The organism is Vibrio sp. 10N.286.52.F8 (genome assembly GCF_041468745.1).
GTDB classification, from domain to species: Bacteria; Pseudomonadota; Gammaproteobacteria; order Enterobacterales; family Vibrionaceae; genus Vibrio; species Vibrio crassostreae_C.
In genome coordinates this window covers 79,988-97,702 of sequence record NZ_JBFRJF010000044.1, presented here as the reverse complement: position 1 = coordinate 97,702, position 17,715 = coordinate 79,988, and the positions used below count along the sequence as shown (strand labels likewise).

Sequence of the window (17,715 nt, the reverse complement as noted above, 5' to 3'; positions counted from 1 at the left end):
GTCTGAGTATCAAGCAACACGTTGGTGTTATACCAATCGTAGTAAATAACTGATCATCCTAGCTTGTTAAAATACTCGATAACGGCGTTAAATTTTTTGATTGTAGAATAACTACTTATCGAAACTACTTGTCAAAAAAAAGCTGCCTTGTTCTCAAGCCTTTTACCTACGCTATTTTTGAACACTTACTTACTGTGATTGGTATTAGCTTATATATCGACCAAGCCGGATATATATTTAGCAATTATTTTTGTGCGAAGCTGACAAGCTCACTGCAAAAGGCATCCGCTTCGGTCATAAACGGTGCATGCGAAGACTGGGTAAATATGTATTGCTCGGTATGAGGCAAGGCTGTGCCTAAGTCTTTCGCAACCTTGATTGGCACCAATCCATCTAATCGACCATACAAGCGTAGCATTGGTACTGAAATCTCAGGCAGTTGTTCACGCAGATCGACATCCGACAGCATCTTTAATCCTGCCAATAATGAGTCAGGGTTCGGCAACGGGCGAGACAGCACCGCTTGCTTGAGTTGTTTTACATCTTGCCTTGCTGAAGGGCTGCCCATGGCTTGCAATGCCATAAAGCGTTCGATGGTGGTTTGGAAATCTTCAACCAGTTGCTCGGTGAATGCGCTTAATACGTTGGGCTGAATGCCTCGCCATAACACGGGCTCTTTTGCAGCGGCGAATTTGGGAGAACTGGCGACAGTCACCAGCTTGCTCACGTAATCTGAGTGATGGAGAGCCATGTGCGTTGCGACCAAGCCTCCAAGTGACCAACCCACCCAAATCGCTTGCTTTGGTGCTTCGGCCAAAAGCTGCTGAGCAATCTCTTCAAGATCTTGAGCGTGGCAGTGCGCGCTGTGTCCATACCCTGGTAAATCGACAACATGCACTCGAAAATCAGCTTGTAATGCATTAACGGTTTGTTGCCATACCGCACCGTTCATTCCCCAGCCGTGAACCAGTACTAAATCAGGCCCTTGCCCAGAAACATGCCAATATAACGCGTCACTCATTCTCAATATTCCCTACTTTTTCCATCAGCGATAATCCGCGCTTTTCAGTATGGTGAGCAAAAGGAACACCATAACCCAAAAGCATCACGAGCTATGTTATCCGATTGGCTACAAAAACACACACCACGTCTGGTCACACCTCAATGCCACCTGTGCAAACTTGATAAACTGCCCAGTGATACACATCCTCGATGGTGCAATTCTTGTCTCAAACTCTTTCAGCCAGTACCACGCTGCCAACGATGTGGTTTAAAAACACTGCTCACAGTAGAGCAGTGCGGACAGTGCTTATCTCAACCTCCACCTTGGCATCGCCTCTACTGTGTCGGCGATTACACCTTCCCTACAGCAGGTTACATTCAGCAAATGAAGTACGCTGATAAGTTTTGGTTTGCACGTGATCTATCTAAGCTATTGGCATCACGTATCGAATATCCTGCTCCGCTGATCACCAGCGTGCCGCTGCATTGGCGTCGATATACTCATCGCGGCTTTAATCAAAGTAAGCTGCTAGCCGACTACACGGCTCAAGAGCTTGGCGTTGAAAGTGATGTGCTCTTTCGTCGAATTCGCTCAACGGCTTCCCAGCAGGGGCTGACTAAATCCGCACGATTACACAATCTAAAGAGCGCTTTTGCGCTGCGAAAACAAGACGTTCAAGGAACTATCCCCTCTCACGTCGCGATAATTGATGATGTTGTAACCACCGGCAGTACTGTGTATCAATTATGCCAATTACTACTTGAAGTGGACGTTAAAAGGATTGATATTTACTGCATCTGCCGCACTCCTGAGCCCTCTGGATAAAAGCTGTGAATCACTACTTGTACAGCAATCCAACAAAAAAGGGCTGAATTACAAATCTGACAGGAGTAGAATGGCGCTAATAACCTACAAATCTACTCAGGTATTCGTCGTGTCAAATATTACTATTACAGAAACAGCTCAAACTCATTTTGCCAATCTGCTGTCACAGCAGCCTGAAGGTACAAACATTCGTGTGTTCGTGGTAAACCCGGGTACACAAAACGCAGAGTGTGGTGTTTCTTACTGCCCAACAGATGCTATCGAAGCGTCTGACACAGAGCTTAAATTCGAAGCTTTCTCTGCATACGTAGATGAGCTAAGCCTACCGTTCCTAGATGAAGCTGAAATTGACTTCGTTACTGACAAAATGGGCTCTCAGCTAACGCTTAAAGCACCAAACGCTAAGATGCGTAAAGTCGCAGACGATGCACCACTTCTAGAACGTGTTGAATACGCAATTCAAACACAAGTTAACCCACAACTTGCTGGTCACGGCGGTCACGTTAGCTTGGTAGAAATCACTGAAGACGGCGCAGCTATTGTAGCATTCGGTGGTGGTTGTAACGGTTGTTCTATGGTTGATGTAACGCTAAAAGAAGGCATCGAGAAAGAACTTCTTCAACAGTTTGAAGGTGAACTGACTGCTGTTCGTGATGCAACTGAGCACGATCGTGGTGAGCACTCTTACTACTAATCACTGATTTAGTGTTAGTTGTTATTTGAAAGGTTGATGCGCAAGCATCAACCTTTTTTGTTATGTGGATAAGCAAGTTAGGACTATCGCGTTCTCTCTATACTCTTTTGCTATACAACCATATTTTCACCTCGTTACCATCTTGAGTAAGGTATTCAAGTGATCGTAATCGATTCCTGCTTCAATAATTTTCGGATATGAAAACTCGGATCTAGGAACTCAAGGTCATTTCCCCTATATTAGAATGACTTTATAAGAAAGAATTCCAATGAGCTAAGGAGCGAGCGCAATGACGAAAAGGACCAAGCCAGAGATTTTGGCTAAACAAACTGTCGCTCAATCAAGACTATTCTCTATCGAGTCTCTCGACTTACGCTTTTCAAACGGCGAAGAGCGCACTTACGAACGCATGAAGCCCAGCGGCCGCAACGCAGTGATGATGGTTCCTATTACTGAGCAAGGCGATATTCTATTAGTACGTGAATATGCAGCGGGAACTGAACGCTACGAACTTGGCTTTCCAAAAGGGCTGATTGATCCAGGTGAGCAGCCAAACGAAGCCGCCGTTCGCGAGCTCAAAGAAGAGATAGGCTTCGGTGCCAACAAGCTTACTCCGCTGAAGGAAGTGATCCTTGCACCCTCTTACTTCTCTAGCAAAATGACGCTGTTTATTGCAGAAGACCTCTACCCAGAAAAGCTAGAAGGTGATGAGCCAGAGCCTCTCGATATTGTGCGCTGGCCACTTGCTCAAGCCGAAGAACTGTTAACACATCTCGATTTCTGTGAGGCTCGGAGTATTACAGCCCTGCTTTTAAGCCTTCGTGTATTAAACAATAACTAGAACATTCAGGCTCGCTCTAAGAGTAAGAGAACATTTATGCCAATAACAAAAGATTTGTCTCACCTCCTACCCTCTGTCATTGAGATTGCTCGCTCTGCTGGTCAACTCATCTTAGAGATCTACGAGAAAAAGGATTACGAAGAGTTCATTAAGAGTGATGACACTCCAGTAACCAGTGCCGATCTTGCAGCACATAAGCTGATATTAAAAAAACTCAGTGAATTGACGCCTGATATTCCCGTATTATCCGAAGAAGACGCCGACATCAGCCTAGAGCAACGCTCTCAATGGGATCGCTACTGGTTAGTTGACCCACTGGACGGCACCCAGGAGTTCATCGCACGAAGTGGTGATTTCGCGACAATTATCGCCCTAATCGAGCATAACAAGCCAGTGATGGGCGTGGTATACGCACCCGTTTCAGGTGTGAGCTATTACGCTTACAGTGGCAAAGGCGCTTGGAAGATCCCAGACCTTAATGACAGCGTGAAAATCAAAACGCATCGTCACGAGCTGCCAAACCAGTCAATCGCCATGGCGATCAGCCGTCGCCAGGACATCAATCGCATCACTAGCCGTATGAGCTCAGCATGGAATTATGATTTGGTTCCTCTAGGCTCAGCAGCGCTTAAGGCCTGTTTAGTCGCAGAAGGCGCTGTGGATTGTTATCTGCGCCTTGGACCAACCGGAGAGTGGGATACCGCCGCAACGCAGTGCATTGTTGAAGAAGCTGGCGGACGTATCTTAAGTACTCAACTAGAACCGCTTTCGTACAATGAAAGAGAAACGCTAGAAAACCCGAACTTCATTGTACTCGGTGATGCAGATTTACCGTGGGTAGAAATTTTGCAAGGCAAAGACTAGGCGAGTTTGCTCCCTTTAACTGTCAGATATCCTCTAGATTCTCAGAACAAACAAAACGGGCACCTCAGTGAGGTGCCCGTTTTTTATATCTCGTAATTTAGTGACCCTTAGCCGTTTAGCTAAAAACGACCTTGATAAGTAAACTGGTACTTACCTTGGCTATCAGGATTACCCAACCATTTAAGCTGATTTTGCATCGTTGGCGGGAATTCAACACCCGGTTTAAACCACGCTGCAGATGTGTAGCGCTGGTTAGATGTTAGACTCGCTGAGAACTCACTGTCTACTTGAGTGCTCTTCTGAACGCCTTTGGCTGCAATTGTACTGTCTTCACAGGTTATGTCCGCAATCACAGGACCAAGGTCTAACGAACCAACAGGTGAATCGACTGCAGCACCAGACCAAGCCACAGTACCTTCACCAGACTGACACCAAGGTTGAGCATGAACCGCATGCTTGATCGTCAGCTCAACCTTTCCACCAATTGAAACCGGGACTGGAATGGCTGGGGCGTATTTCATCACGTTCATAGCAGGCATTGAGGCCACTAAGTTCTCTGCATACGCGCCACTCATGCTGTACCCGACACGCCCTTTACCTGACAAGTTCATGTCGCTGTTACGACCAAAACGAACCGCCAGTTCTGCTTTGGCTTGAAATAGCTTAGAAAACTGGAAGTCCCACTGCACTGAACCGTAATTAACACGCTGCCAGGCGATATTATTGGCGCTGCCCTGCCAAACCGTTCCTTCAACACCTTCAATATTCAAGCCGCGCACAGCAGGAGCCTGCTTGAGAGCAAAAGAAGCCGGCAAGTGCAGCAACAAGCTGACCGAGAAAAAGACGATAAAGATGCTACTGAAGAGCAGGCCATACTTAAAAGATAAACCGCGTTTCACATTAACCTCGTTTAAACTGTAGTCGGTTGACGTCAATAACCCCAGGGTTATCAGAGCGATCAATATCCATAAACTCGACCTCAACACCCTGTTTTTCTTTCAGATATGTTAGCCAGTCAACGAACTTATTAAAAGGCAACGGTTTTACCCACACTTGCAGCATCTCGCCCCGTGGTTGCACACGTATCAGCTCGATATTAAAGCGACGCATAGAAGCAGGCACAGATTGGTTCAGAGGTTGACTGGCACTAATGCCACCACTGCCTCGTAGTTCAACCACTTCATTGGCTTTATTGGTTACCCAAGCCAGTAGTTGCTTCTCGCTTTGAATACGGGTCTGCGCGAGTTCAGCTCGCTGACTGAGTGGCTGGATTAGCCCCCAATAAACGACACCGACCACCAACAGAATTGAGCAACCAATAACTAATCGTTGCTCTCTTTGACTTATTGAAGTCCACCACGCTTGGAGTGGCTCAATCATATTTCTCATCACTGATCTCCTTACGCAGGTTATTGATGGGGTTTAAGAGTAAAGCTGCCAAATACGGCATCACCATTACGATTCAATGGCCCTTGCTCAACGGTAAACTTCTCTTCAAGTTTCACTCGCGCAGTCTCGAAATATTGGAAGTCAGTACTTTTCGCTTCCAATCTCACCTCTGAGCGGTTGCCGTCGTAGCGAATACTATTCACTTCGATGGCTTTCACTTGTCCTAAAGTTTCTGGCAGTAACGCTAGCCATCCAAGTAAGGAATCACCATCACCCGAGCCACCATACTTCTTAGCTTCGTCGTTCATCTGGCGCTTAAGGTAGCTGACCGTCGGAATACGTTGCTTGCCCGGAAGTACGCTTCTAAAAATACGTTCACTCTCCGTTCGGTACGCTTCGGCTTGTGCTTCGTACTGCTGAACCTTTAAGACTTGCTGAGTGACGATCACCGCCACCAGCAAACAAGCTGCGATCGCTACTTTTTGCCATACACGCCAGTACTTACTGAATGAAGATTTGGTTTTAAAGGTGCCAGTAAGTAAGTTTACGCCACTTGTAATAGCTTGTTGGCTCAGTAAAGACATCACCAGTTCCGCAGGTTTAGCTTGCCACTCAATGCCACTTTGCAGTTGAACGTCATCACTTGGCAGTGCGGTGTAGCTAAAAATCGTTGGTGATTGCTCTTCGTCATCTAAGGCAACCCAATCGCTTTGTAAGAACATCGCTAGCCACGCCTCATTGATCGACACTGCTTGATAGTTGCTTTGACGCAATAACCAATGTTGGTCGATCTGCAGCGCACTGATGCCCTGATCTTCTAAAGGCAACGCTAAGGTATCAGGCAATACTTTACGAAAGATAATGTTCGCTTCGCGGAAAGTATCCAGCGCCTGCTTAAGCCAATCACGTTCCACACCACACACTGTCGCGTGCGTTGCGTCTTTCTCTAAAATAGTCAGGTGTAAGTCTTCGATATCTTGTGCGACTTCGTCTTCTAATAAAAACGGCAGCATAGAATCGAACTGGCGAGCAGCACCTTTCGGGATCTCAACACGCTTAATTAAGCATTCATTTCCCGGCAATAAAGCGATACAGCTACGCTTTTCAGCGTAAGGCGTTAACTCATCCAGCTGCTCCCAGCTAGACAGTTCGCCACTTGCTATCACTTCTTGTTGGCTTGTCGACCAAACTAACCACTGCACAGGGCTTTGTGGTTCGCTACTCAGTCGAACGGTCAGAAACTCGCTCACTGATTCCTCCAAAACGACGGCGTACTACCGTCACTGTTTCTCGATTACTACTATAGAAAAGCGTCCGTATACGTACACGTGACTGCTCAACTAATACCTCTGCATCTAGCTCAAAATAGGCGCTATCTACAGTTAAATATGCTTTCGCTTTTTTGCTGACTTCGGCACTCACACCCACAATAGCAGGCTCAGCCATAAACGCATCCACCGTATCCCAACCATCGAATGGGCGTTTGTCTATCAGCTGTTTGGCATCCGATTCACTTAAGCCGGGGGCAAACATCGCTTCCAATAACGGCGCCTGCTTTTCCGTAAGAGTATTCACATTCAAACGGAAATCGTCGCTCGGCAGAGCACAAACAAAGGGGCGAACCTTATTCATCACCTCACCAGTGACTTGATAAACCGAGCGTAGCTCGGACTCATCGGCCATTAAGCCATTCGCTGCCAAATAAGATGGCTTCATCGCCTCATAAGTACTGTCTTCGACACCTGCTGAAGAGGTGGTTCGGGTATCACTATCAACAAATTCCCAGCTTGAATGTGCGATAACCTCGGCCTGATAAGGCTCAATATCTTGGTTTTCCAACAAGGTTTGCCAAACCGTAATTAAATAAGGTGTTTGGTTACTTGAAGTCGTCGCCACACCAGCCAACGCATTAAGATTAAAACATGCCTGAGCATCAACAATACGGCCTTTAACTTGACCATAATCCAACGGGTATACCTGTTCTTCTAACGCCCATGGTTGACTCAAGTTGACGGTATCACTGTCTTTGTAGCTTTGCCTAATGCCGTCTTGCACCAGCGCTTCGACACCAATGCTGTACCAGTAAGCCTGTTGGTAACTCAGTTGATTGCCCACGCGCTTAAATTGAGTAAACAGGCGTTCCGACATACTGCCTGCGATGGTTGCCATTATCGCCAGTAGCATCAGGATAATGATCAGCGCAACACCTCGCTGCTTGCGCCCCATGGCAGACCTTGTCAGTGCAAACTTATTAGTTCGATGAGTCATTATTCCCCTCATTACTACTTGAAGAGTCACTGTTTGAAGAATCATCGGCCTGATCTAGCGTGCCACCAGGGGTGAGATAAATACGCTCTATCTCACCATAATCTTTCAAGGTTAGCTTTAACCTTACCGCTTTCGGTAGCGATTTGTCGGCTTGCCACTCTTTCCCCCAGCGGCTTCCGTCATAAAACTCGAATTCCAAGCTTTCAACATCATCAAGCAAAGGCGTAATCACACCTTCTTGTCCTGCAGGAGTATCGGGGTAGCGCCACCACACACGCTCAAGCGTTTCTTCTTTAATGCGGTAACCCACTTTGGTGACTTCTCCGCGAGGAAACTGCTGCTGTGGGTTATGCCAGCCAAGGCGAGTAAACATGATGCCAACGCTGTCGGAATCCAGTAAATACTCTTTAATTAAGATCAGCTTAGATGATGCTTCTTCACCGTTGGTACGAAATTGTCGCACCGCCATCTGGCGAAAATCATTATCTAAAATGACTAAGCTACGTTGCAGTTGATTTAAACGAGCACTGCGCTCGATTGAAAGCTCGTTGCTGCGCTGAACCTGATTGACTACCTGATAAGCCGCCATGCTTAACGTGGCAAAGATAGCGATCGAGACCAAAACCTCAATTAAGGTAAAGCCTCTCCCTTTCGAAGATAGTCCTTGTTTACGAGGCACACGCTTATTGGCGGACATGCTCTTACTTAGCGACTTGCTCTGAGCTAACGACACGCTTTTACTTGACCACATAGCTGCGCACCGTGACCACTGGAGAAGCTTGTTTACTGGTTGCCACACTCACATCAAACGCCTTTAATAAATCATCGCTAGTATCGATTGGCGTGACCTTCCAAAACCACTCTCTCTCGGCCAACTCTTGTGTGCCCTGCGCTTTTTTTAGCTTCTCAGGATGCAGCATCACCAAAGCCATTTGATTATCAACGACCATAGCCGCGAAGGTTTTTTCTTCGAGATAACTGAGGGTATTGATGTGCTGAGTAACAGCACGAATCACACTGATCGCCGCAGTCGCAAAGATAGCGAGCGCAACCAATACCTCAAGCAGCGTCATTCCTCGAGAACCAAGGGGCATACCACGAAAACGATAAGGAGAACGGTTATTCCTCTTCATCTTCTTCTCCCGGTTCTAGCAGTCGAATCACACCATTGTCCAATACTCGAATACGCCAACCATCTTGTATGGTGTCTCCGGTATTTGGATAAAACGACAATACAAATGGCGTCATTTCAGCACTCGACAAGATGTAGATCTGTGGTGGTTTCGGCTTCTTTTCCTCTTCAAGATCAGCAAACATATCTTCATCAAACAAGCTTCCTGGGTTGAACAACCGATCATCGTCTTCCCATGCGCCACCACCTAAGGTCAGTGACAATGCGAGTTCTTCCGGTAGTTCAGTTAAAGAGGGGATTTTTTCAAAATCGACTTCTTGCCAGCCTTCAGACTTAAGCGCCATCAGTACATAGGTCGATTTCTTTTCATCAACTCGAACGCCAAAATCTAAGCCGCTCAAAATAGCCTCTTCATTGAGTAATTGAACTCGCTGATAAAAGCTTTGAGCGTATTTTTTAGCAACATCTTTGCTATTGGTAGGAATGGTCGCGATCACCGCAACCGCCGTTACTGACAGTAGTACCAACACCAAGAGAATCTCAATCAAGGTGAAACCTGGCTGTGTTTGCTTAGTTTTCACCTTTAGACTCCATCTGTTTACGTCCTACCATCAATAACGTATCAAGCATCAATAACGAATCAAACAATAAGCTGAAGCTTATTGGAAATCCTGCATGTTCCAGTTGCCGATATCCGCCGCAATACCTTCACCACCTTCTTGGCCATCAGCACCAAGAGTGAAAATATCAATAGTGCCGTTATCACCAGGGCTTAGGTATTGGTACTCGTTACCCCATGGGTCGTTTGGCAGACGCTTGATGTAGCCACCGTCGCGGTAGTTACGAGGCTCTGGGCTGCTTGGCTTAGAAACCAATGCATCAAGACCTTGATCCGTTGTTGGGTAAACGCTGTTATCCAGTTTGTACATATCTAGCGCGTTCTCTAGCGCCACAATATCAGTGATGGCTTTTTGTTGGTCAGCCTTCTCTTTGTTACCCAATAGGTTAGGTACAACAAAGCTCGCCAATACGCCAAGGATAACCACAACAACCATCACTTCTAATAGGGTAAAGCCTGATTGTTTCTTCATTCTGTTTTTCATTATTTTCTCCAAATTACAGACAGCGAGTTGAAGGTAATAATGTCCTTCTTCTCGTTAATCCAAAAACTAACGTCTTATGAGCAGTTGATTAACCACTCATCAAATTATTCATTTCAAGCATCGGCATCAGAGTCGCCATCACAATGAACAGCACTAAGCCTGCCATCAAAGCGATAAGTGCTGGCGTAAAGATACCTAACGCGATATTCACGGTCGATTCAAAGCTTTGATCCTGGTTATCTGCCGCTCTTGTTAGCATTTGCTCTAACTGACCACTCTGCTCACCACTGGCGATCATATGCAGCATCATTGGAGGGAAGAGTTTGGTTTGATCGAGCGCTTTACGCAGGCTTGCCCCTTCTCTAACACTGTCTGACGCCTGCAGTACTTGTTGCTTCACATGGTGATTCGACATTACATCAACCGCAACCTTCATCCCCTCAAGGATAGGAATCGCACTCGAGGTGCAGATAGAGAGTGTTCGTGCAAAACGAGAGGTATTAATTCCTTTCGCGATCTTGCCGATCAGTGGAATGCTTAATAGCTTGCGATCCCAACTCATGCGAACACCCGGCTTTTTCAGAGCGGTCTTAATCAACACAATCACACCGATGATCAACAACAGTAATTGGATGCCCCAATTCTGGATAAATTCACTCGATGCCAATAAAAATTGTGTCGATTGAGGAAGTTCTTGGCCCATTTGGATAATCGGTTCAACGATCTTAGGTACCACGGTTGCCAGCAGGAACGAAACAATCGTCACCGCAAACACCACCAGCACCACAGGGTAGATCATCGCTTGCAGCAACTTAGAGCGCATCTTCTGACGGTTTTCTGCGTAATCAGCCAGTCGCTCCAATACCGCATCTAAGTGACCCGATTTCTCACCAGCCGCGACCATGGCTCTAAACAGTTCATCAAAGATATGTGGGTAATCAGCCAAGCTATCGGCTAGCGAATAACCTTCCGTTACCTTCGAACGAACCGCCAGTAACATGGTTCGAATACGTGGCTTTTCAGATTGCTCCGCCACGGCTTTCAAGCACTCTTCTAGCGGCATGCCTGATTGCACCAAGGTGGAAATTTGGCGAGTAATCAAAGCAAGGTCTGGCGTGCTGATACCACGCTTAAAGCTGGTCGAAGGCTGTGCACCTTTCGTCGTTTTAGCTTTAGCTTCGGTCATCTCAACCGGCATCAAGCCTTGTTCTTTGATTCTTTGGCGAGCCTGACGAGCATTATCTGCTTCAATTGAGCCTTTTTTACTTTTGCCTTTGGCATCCAGTGCTTTGTATTCAAATGCCGCCATACTAGACTTCCTTGGTCACTCGCATCACTTCTTCTAGGGAAGTTACCCCTTTCAGAACTTTGCTCAAGCCATCATCTCGAATACTTGGTGTTGTGCCACGAATTGCTTTCTCAATCGCCTGTTCGCCAGCCTCACTGTGAATCAGTTCTTGTACCGAATCGTCAATCATCAATAGCTCATGAATACCAGTACGACCTCGATAACCCTTATGGCCACACTCTTCACAACCTTTGGCATGGTAAAGCGTCAGGCTTTCTTTCTTCTTCAACCCAAACAGTTTCTTCTGCTCTTTATCGGCTTCATAAGGTTCTTTACATTCGTTACATAAAGTACGAACCAGGCGCTGAGCCAAAACACCCAGCAGTGAAGAAGAGATCAAGAAAGGTTCAATGCCCATATCACGCAGACGTGTAATCGCACCAACGGCAGTATTGGTATGCAGAGTCGACATAACTAAGTGACCTGTCAAAGAGGCTTGGACAGCGATCTCTGCGGTTTCCAAATCACGGATCTCACCAATCATGACCACATCAGGATCTTGACGAAGAATCGCACGTAAACCACGCGCAAAGGTCATATCAACCTTAGGGTTCACTTGTGTTTGACCAATGCCATCGATATCGAATTCGATCGGGTCTTCAACGGTTAAAATGTTTCGTTCATTGCTGTTGAGTTCTTGCAGGCCTGCGTACAGGGTCGTCGATTTACCTGAACCTGTCGGGCCGGTCACCAAGATAATGCCGTGCGGGCGCTGAATCAGCTTACGGAAGTTTTCATGGTTTTCTGCTGTCATACCTAAACTGTGCAAGTCTAGACGAGTGGCGTTTTTGTCCAACAGACGCATTACCACACGCTCACCGTGCGAAGAAGGCATGGTTGAAACACGAACATCAACCGCTCGGCCACCAATACGCAAAGAAATACGACCATCTTGTGGCACGCGTTTTTCCGCAATATCCAATTTAGCCATAACCTTTACACGTGACACGAGCAGCGGAGCCAGTTTACGGCTCGGCGCCAACACATCACGCAGCACACCATCAATACGGAAACGGATCGACAGTGATTTCTCAAAGGTTTCGATGTGTATATCCGAAGCACCCTCTTTGATCGCCTCACCCAGCATCGCATTGATTAACTTGATGATTGGTGCATCATCTTCTGATTCAAGTAAGTCTTCGTCTTGAGGCAGTTCTTCCGCTAGTGAGAAGAAATCATCACTATCAGCACCAATGTCTTCCATGAGCTGACGAGCTTCCGACGAGTCACGCTGATAAGCATCGGTCAGTTTTTTATCAAACTCATCGAGAGTAATCGCTTGTGGCGTGAAACCATTTTTCACAACACGACTCACTTCAATGATCGCCGCCGATTTCAGTGGCTCAACATAATAAAGTATCGGTGCGCGCTCTGGATGTTGATACTCCAACACCATCTTATAGCGATTCGCAAAGCTAAACGGCAAGCGCTGATAAGTACGTGCCGCCCCTACCAATTCAGCCATTATTCTGTTTCCATCTGATCAATGAAGGCTTGAAGTTCAGCCGGGTAATTCATGCTTTCGCCAAATTTAGGCAATACCGGGATGTTATCGTCTGCCATTAATTTCAGTCCTTGCTCAGCCTTGTACAACTGCTCAGCACGGATGAAGTTGTATTTACGCTGCGTGATACCATCGGCTGTCATACCATCACGAATAATGGTTGGTTTGATGAAGACCATTAGGTTCTTTTTCTCAACCTGAGTACTGGTTGATTTGAACAGGTGTCCTAGAACAGGGATATCGCCCAAGAACGGCACCTTAGATTCACTTTCCAGCGCTCGCTCGTCAATCAAGCCACCCAGCACCAGCATTTGACCGTCTTGAACAATCACTGACGTATTTAGCTGACGCTTAGCAAAACGAACATCTACTGCCCCGTTTGCGCCTAATACGTTCGATACTTCTTGTTCTATTTGCAGCTGAACTGAGTCACCTTCATTGATTTGTGGCACGACTTTTAGCTTGATACCCACTTCTTTACGTTCAACCGTTTGGAATGGGTTATCGTTACTTGAGCCTGCGGTCGAGCCAGTTAAAACAGGCACCTCTTCGCCCACAATGAACGACGCTTCGCCGTTATCCATCACGGTGATACTTGGAGAAGATAGGATATTTGAATTTGAATCGGTCGCTACTGCACTGATCAAGGCAGTCCAGTCACCCATCACTACGCTCATTGCCGCGCCATTAACGCCAGAAAGAGCAGAAGCTAACGTTGAGTAGTCACCGGATTCTGTGGTCGTTTCATTACGCAAAAAGGCGCCATTATCATCATAGACTGCGGTGGTCGTTTCAGTGTCTTTCGCTTCTTCTAAACCAACCATTACGCCACCGATTGACGCACCTGTGTTGCCATACTGAATCACAGCACCAGTATCAAGGTTACCCCATTGCACACCAAGGTTAATGCCATCACCCTCTGCCATCTCGACAATTAGGGCTTCAATCAATACTTGAGCACGACGAATATCCAACTGTGCGATCACATCTTGAAGCGCATTCATGATGTCCGGTTGTGCGGTAATCACCAACGAGTTGGTATCACTGTGAGCGGAGATCATCACTTGGTTACGTTGCGATGAGCTGCCTTTGGTTGAAGATTGCTTTTCTGATTGCAGGTTGTCCGACACGCCTTTCAGCACATCGACTAAATCTTCTGCTTTGGCGTATTTAAGGTAAATTACTTGGTTGTTGCCCTTGGTTGCCATTTCCACATCAAGCTGTTCAATCAACCTTCTTAAACGGCTACGTACCTTAGGGTCACCTGAGATAAGGATCGCATTGGTACGTTCATCGGCAACTAATTTAGGTTGTAGGAAGGCTGGTGTGTTTTGGGCATCAGTGGTTTTGCTTAGTGCATCAACGATACGTACCATTTCTGCCGCAGAAGCATTCTTTAGCTCAACGACTTCAATCTCTTTATCACCCGCTTGGTCAACACGCTTGATGATTTCAGCTAAACGGTTTACTACCGCCGCTCGGCCTGTAATAAGGATGATGTTGGCTGGGTCGTAGTGCACAACGTTACCCGCGCCTGCATTGTCGTTTAGTTGACGAAGCAGAGGAGAAAGTTCACGAACCGATACATTACGAACCGTCACTACACGCGTCACTACGCTATCACCAGTGATTGAATCACGGTCACCAACAACGGGGATCGCCGAAGTTTTAGAGTCTTTGGCTTTGATGATCTTAAGAACACCCGAGTCCATTTCAACGACTGCGTAGCCATACACCTCTAGTACGTTTAAGAAGAAGCTGTAATATTGCTCTTCATTCAATACGTCGTAGCTGCGTACATCGATTTTTCCGCGCACCGATGGATCAACGATGATGGTCTTCTCTAGGTTACGACCAACAATATTAATAAACTCTTGAATATCAGTGCCTTTAAAGCTGGCACTAAAATCACTCGCGATGGCTGCGGGTGTGCAGATCAAGCTTCCTGCCAATAACCATGCACTTTTCTTAAACCAATGCTTCACGTACTTCTCCTACACTTTCGTCCTTCGTTAGACGCAAAGTTTTAAAATTCAATAAACACTTCATGTTGTTGACCATCTCTCTCGACCACCAGATTTAGCTCTGTTAGTTCTGAGATGGAACGGAATATGTTGCCCATAGCAGCAGGGTCTGTCAGGTCTTGTCCATTTAACTGAGTGGCAATATCTCCGTTTTGGAGCCCAACAGAGTTAAAAAGTTCTGAATCTTTGCCCGGGCTCACACGATAACCGATCACTTTATCGTCACGCTTCACCTGAGACAGTCGAACATATTGGAAGATTTGTTGCGGATCTTTCATTATCTTCGCTTTAATTTCATCAAGCTTCTCTTCTGCTGAAGCCGGATTATTACCACGAACCGAAGAAGAGCTACGAGGTGGCGCAGGCGCTGATACAGCCAAACGCTTGTACTCAATACCTTCAAGCATCAAGGTTTCGTCTCGTCCTGAGTTATCAATGATAACGCGGTCGATTAATACCGCTTTTAACTTGGCTCGAGTGCCTTCAATCTCTTCATTAATTCCGTAGGTCGCTTGCGTGCCGCGATTGGCGATCACCGCTAAGCTCAGTTTTGGATTCGAGCTCGCGACTGCACCCACTAAAACGAGGTTTAATCGCGTCTTAGGCGCATCTTGGATAACTTGCTGTTCAACCACAGCGGGCGTGCTTGGGTTGTAAGCACCAAACATGTTGCTCTGCTGCAAAGAAGAGATATCAAGGGTCGATTGAGGTGCTGAAGACGATGAAGCCGTTGCTGTCCAAGGCGCGATAGTTTGCTCAGCAGGTTCGATAAACCATGCAAGCTGCCCTAAGATCCATGCGGAAGCTGCAATCAATACACAACAGGTCGCTAAGCTTAGTTTCTGCTGAAGTACAAATCCATTCTCTAATAAGCGGCTCAACATAGGAGAATTCCCTACGCGATTTTTGAGCTCTAAAAAGTTCACTTTCCTAGTCCCTTTTCATGACGACAAACGCTGCAAATCATTAAACTTTCAGCTTTTTTATTCATTCGTTCGATACCAAGCTTATTTAAGCAATAAGATCCTGAACTATATCATAGCAAATCGATAAATCGGCATAACATGGCTATTTTGTATTATGACTTGAAAAAAATGCCAACCGCCTCCACTTTAAGCTTCTACTTAATGTGATAAGCATCATCAAAAACATGTTGCGCACTGTTCGTTACAGTTAAACCGCATTCATTTCTCACTTAATAAGGCACAGCCCTATATGAAAACTGCTAATGAAGCTGTCAGACTCGATAAATGGTTGTGGGCAGCTCGTTTTTACAAAACCCGGTCTATTGCTCGCAACATGGTCGATGGTGGCAAAGTCCACTATAATGGTCAGCGCAGCAAGCCAAGTAAAATTGTCGAACTTGGGGCTGTGATTACACTGCGCCAAGGTAATGAAGAAAAGACGGTAACGATCGAGAAAATCTCAGCCCATCGTGGTGGAGCCCCGATCGCTCAAACCCTCTATGAAGAAACCACCGAAAGCTTGGCAAAAAGAGAAGAGTTTGCACAACAGCGCAAGCTAAATGCTCATAGCCCAGCACCAGAACGTCGCCCAGATAAAAAGCAACGTCGTGACATCATCAAGTTCAAGACTCAATAAGCTAGAAGGAATAGCCAAATGGCAGACCCAATGTCTACAAGTAATGTTTTAAATCGCTACCTATTTGAAGACCTATCAGTACGTGGTGAATTGGTACAGATGGACGAAGCGTACCAACAGATTATTTCTAGCAAGGAATACCCAGCTCCAGTACAAAAGCTGTTGGGTGAGCTACTGGTTTCAACGACGCTACTAACGGCGACCCTAAAGTTTGAAGGTTCTATCACGATGCAGCTGCAAGGTGACGGCCCAGTATCTCTAGCAGTTATCAATGGCGATCACGATCAGAAGATCCGTGGTGTTGCTCGCTTTGAAGGCGATATCGCAGACGACGCAGGTCTACACGCCCTAATGGGTAAAGGTCATCTAGTGATCACTATCGATCCTAAGAAAGGTGAGCGTTACCAAGGTATCGTTGGTCTTGAAGGTGACACGCTTGCACAAGTGCTTGAAGGCTACTTCGCTAACTCTGAACAGCTTAAGACTCGTCTATGGCTGCGCACTGGCGAGCATGAAGGCAAAGCACACGCTGCAGGTATGTTGCTACAAGTAATGCCTGACGGCACCGGTACTCCAGACGACTTCGAGCACCTAGAGCAACTAACAGACACCGTGAAAAACGAAGAGCTATTCACTCTAGAAGCGAACGAACTGCTTTACCGTTTGTACAACCAAGAGAAAGTACAGCTATTCACACCACAACCGGTTGAGTTCTTCTGTGGCTGTTCACGCGATCGAAGTGCAGCAGCAATCATTACTGTTGCTCAAGAAGAGATCTACGACATCCTAAGCACCGAAGGAAGCGTTGGTCTACACTGCGATTACTGTGGCACAAACTACTCGTTCGACAAGAATGATGTTGATGCACTGTACGCAGAAGCAGCAGATAAAGGCAGCAATACGGTTCATTAATTTACGGCGTACCAAAAACACGTAATTTACCCCAAAAAGGTCAGCCCTCAGCTGGCCTTTTTTGTGATCAAAATAGCGCAAACTCCGTAACATCTCGTAATAAAATCACCGCTTAATTTTAATCAATTAATAATGTTCTCGCCCCTAGCGCAAAGGTTTGCGTACAGGATAGACTAGTTGGGCCAATATGTGACGAGACGCTTAAA

The 17,715-nt window shown here is 46.3% G+C and carries 19 protein-coding genes; 6 read left to right on the top strand and 13 right to left on the bottom strand.

From position 1 onward, the window contains the following. Positions 1 to 244: 244 nt before the first annotated feature. Complete coding sequence (gene bioH / locus AB4133_RS19565; RefSeq protein WP_017063077.1) at positions 245 to 1,021, bottom strand: pimeloyl-ACP methyl ester esterase BioH; 777 nt, start codon at positions 1,019 to 1,021, stop codon at positions 245 to 247. Between the two features lie 93 nt (positions 1,022 to 1,114). Here bioH and AB4133_RS19560 point away from each other — a divergent pair, with 93 nt between their 5' ends. The 4 genes from AB4133_RS19560 (at position 1,115) to cysQ (ending at position 4,227) form a co-directional block, all read left to right on the top strand. Beyond that, positions 1,115 to 1,828, top strand: a complete 714-nt coding sequence (locus tag AB4133_RS19560; RefSeq protein ID WP_170962812.1) for a ComF family protein — start codon at positions 1,115 to 1,117, stop codon at positions 1,826 to 1,828. 109 nt (positions 1,829 to 1,937) lie between these two features. Then, positions 1,938 to 2,522 (top strand): Fe-S biogenesis protein NfuA, encoded by a 585-nt coding sequence (gene nfuA / locus AB4133_RS19555; protein ID WP_004741449.1) that lies wholly within the window; start codon positions 1,938 to 1,940, stop codon positions 2,520 to 2,522. A gap of 289 nt (positions 2,523 to 2,811) precedes the next feature. Further along, positions 2,812 to 3,363, top strand: a complete 552-nt coding sequence (gene nudE / locus AB4133_RS19550) for an ADP compounds hydrolase NudE (protein WP_017062476.1) — start codon at positions 2,812 to 2,814, stop codon at positions 3,361 to 3,363. 36 nt (positions 3,364 to 3,399) lie between these two features. After that, on the top strand, positions 3,400 to 4,227 hold the full coding sequence (cysQ, locus tag AB4133_RS19545) for a 3'(2'),5'-bisphosphate nucleotidase CysQ (protein ID WP_017062477.1): 828 nt from the start codon (positions 3,400 to 3,402) through the stop codon (positions 4,225 to 4,227). Positions 4,228 to 4,346: 119 nt separating this feature from the next. Here the strand turns inward: cysQ and AB4133_RS19540 are convergent, their stop codons facing one another. From AB4133_RS19540 to gspC, 12 genes are all read right to left on the bottom strand, one after another. Beyond that, entirely contained in the window at positions 4,347 to 5,126 is a 780-nt protein-coding gene (locus AB4133_RS19540; RefSeq protein WP_372225425.1) for a type II secretion system protein N, read from the bottom strand. A gap of 1 nt (position 5,127) precedes the next feature. Beyond that, complete coding sequence (locus tag AB4133_RS19535) at positions 5,128 to 5,616, bottom strand: type II secretion system protein M (protein WP_372225423.1); 489 nt, start codon at positions 5,614 to 5,616, stop codon at positions 5,128 to 5,130. Positions 5,617 to 5,636: 20 nt separating this feature from the next. Further along, positions 5,637 to 6,866, bottom strand: a complete 1,230-nt coding sequence (gene gspL, locus AB4133_RS19530) for a type II secretion system protein GspL (RefSeq protein WP_017062480.1) — start codon at positions 6,864 to 6,866, stop codon at positions 5,637 to 5,639. Then, positions 6,835 to 7,884, bottom strand: coding sequence for a type II secretion system minor pseudopilin GspK (gspK, locus tag AB4133_RS19525; RefSeq protein ID WP_372225421.1), 1,050 nt, complete (start codon positions 7,882 to 7,884; stop codon positions 6,835 to 6,837). Before gspK ends, gspL begins: the two co-directional genes overlap by 32 nt. Further along, a complete protein-coding gene (gspJ, locus tag AB4133_RS19520) occupies positions 7,868 to 8,635 on the bottom strand; it encodes a type II secretion system minor pseudopilin GspJ (protein WP_017063073.1) in 768 nt (255 codons plus the stop codon). The genes gspK and gspJ overlap by 17 nt, the downstream gene beginning before the upstream one ends. After that, entirely contained in the window at positions 8,622 to 9,017 is a 396-nt protein-coding gene (gspI, locus tag AB4133_RS19515) for a type II secretion system minor pseudopilin GspI (RefSeq protein ID WP_017062483.1), read from the bottom strand. Before gspI ends, gspJ begins: the two co-directional genes overlap by 14 nt. Continuing rightward, a complete protein-coding gene (gene gspH / locus AB4133_RS19510; RefSeq protein WP_017062484.1) occupies positions 9,004 to 9,597 on the bottom strand; it encodes a type II secretion system minor pseudopilin GspH in 594 nt (197 codons plus the stop codon). Before gspH ends, gspI begins: the two co-directional genes overlap by 14 nt. A gap of 78 nt (positions 9,598 to 9,675) precedes the next feature. Continuing rightward, complete coding sequence (gene gspG, locus AB4133_RS19505; RefSeq protein WP_017062485.1) at positions 9,676 to 10,119, bottom strand: type II secretion system major pseudopilin GspG; 444 nt, start codon at positions 10,117 to 10,119, stop codon at positions 9,676 to 9,678. An 88-nt stretch (positions 10,120 to 10,207) separates the two neighbouring features. Next, positions 10,208 to 11,428, bottom strand: coding sequence for a type II secretion system inner membrane protein GspF (gspF, locus tag AB4133_RS19500; protein WP_017070113.1), 1,221 nt, complete (start codon positions 11,426 to 11,428; stop codon positions 10,208 to 10,210). A gap of 1 nt (position 11,429) precedes the next feature. Next, complete coding sequence (gspE, locus tag AB4133_RS19495) at positions 11,430 to 12,932, bottom strand: type II secretion system ATPase GspE (protein ID WP_372225420.1); 1,503 nt, start codon at positions 12,930 to 12,932, stop codon at positions 11,430 to 11,432. After that, complete coding sequence (gene gspD, locus AB4133_RS19490; RefSeq protein ID WP_065585033.1) at positions 12,932 to 14,956, bottom strand: type II secretion system secretin GspD; 2,025 nt, start codon at positions 14,954 to 14,956, stop codon at positions 12,932 to 12,934. The genes gspE and gspD overlap by 1 nt, the downstream gene beginning before the upstream one ends. 41 nt (positions 14,957 to 14,997) lie before the next feature. Further along, on the bottom strand, positions 14,998 to 15,879 hold the full coding sequence (gspC, locus tag AB4133_RS19485; RefSeq protein ID WP_017062489.1) for a type II secretion system protein GspC: 882 nt from the start codon (positions 15,877 to 15,879) through the stop codon (positions 14,998 to 15,000). A gap of 331 nt (positions 15,880 to 16,210) precedes the next feature. On the opposite strand from gspC, the gene hslR reads away from it, so the two are divergent. Together hslR and hslO are read left to right on the top strand one after the other, a co-directional pair. After that, entirely contained in the window at positions 16,211 to 16,597 is a 387-nt protein-coding gene (gene hslR / locus AB4133_RS19480; RefSeq protein ID WP_017062490.1) for a ribosome-associated heat shock protein Hsp15, read from the top strand. Between the two features lie 18 nt (positions 16,598 to 16,615). Continuing rightward, the gene (gene hslO / locus AB4133_RS19475; RefSeq protein ID WP_017063067.1) at positions 16,616 to 17,509 is read left to right on the top strand and encodes an Hsp33 family molecular chaperone HslO; all 894 of its coding nucleotides are present in this window, start codon (positions 16,616 to 16,618) and stop codon (positions 17,507 to 17,509) included. The last annotated feature ends 206 nt before the right edge of the window (positions 17,510 to 17,715 follow it).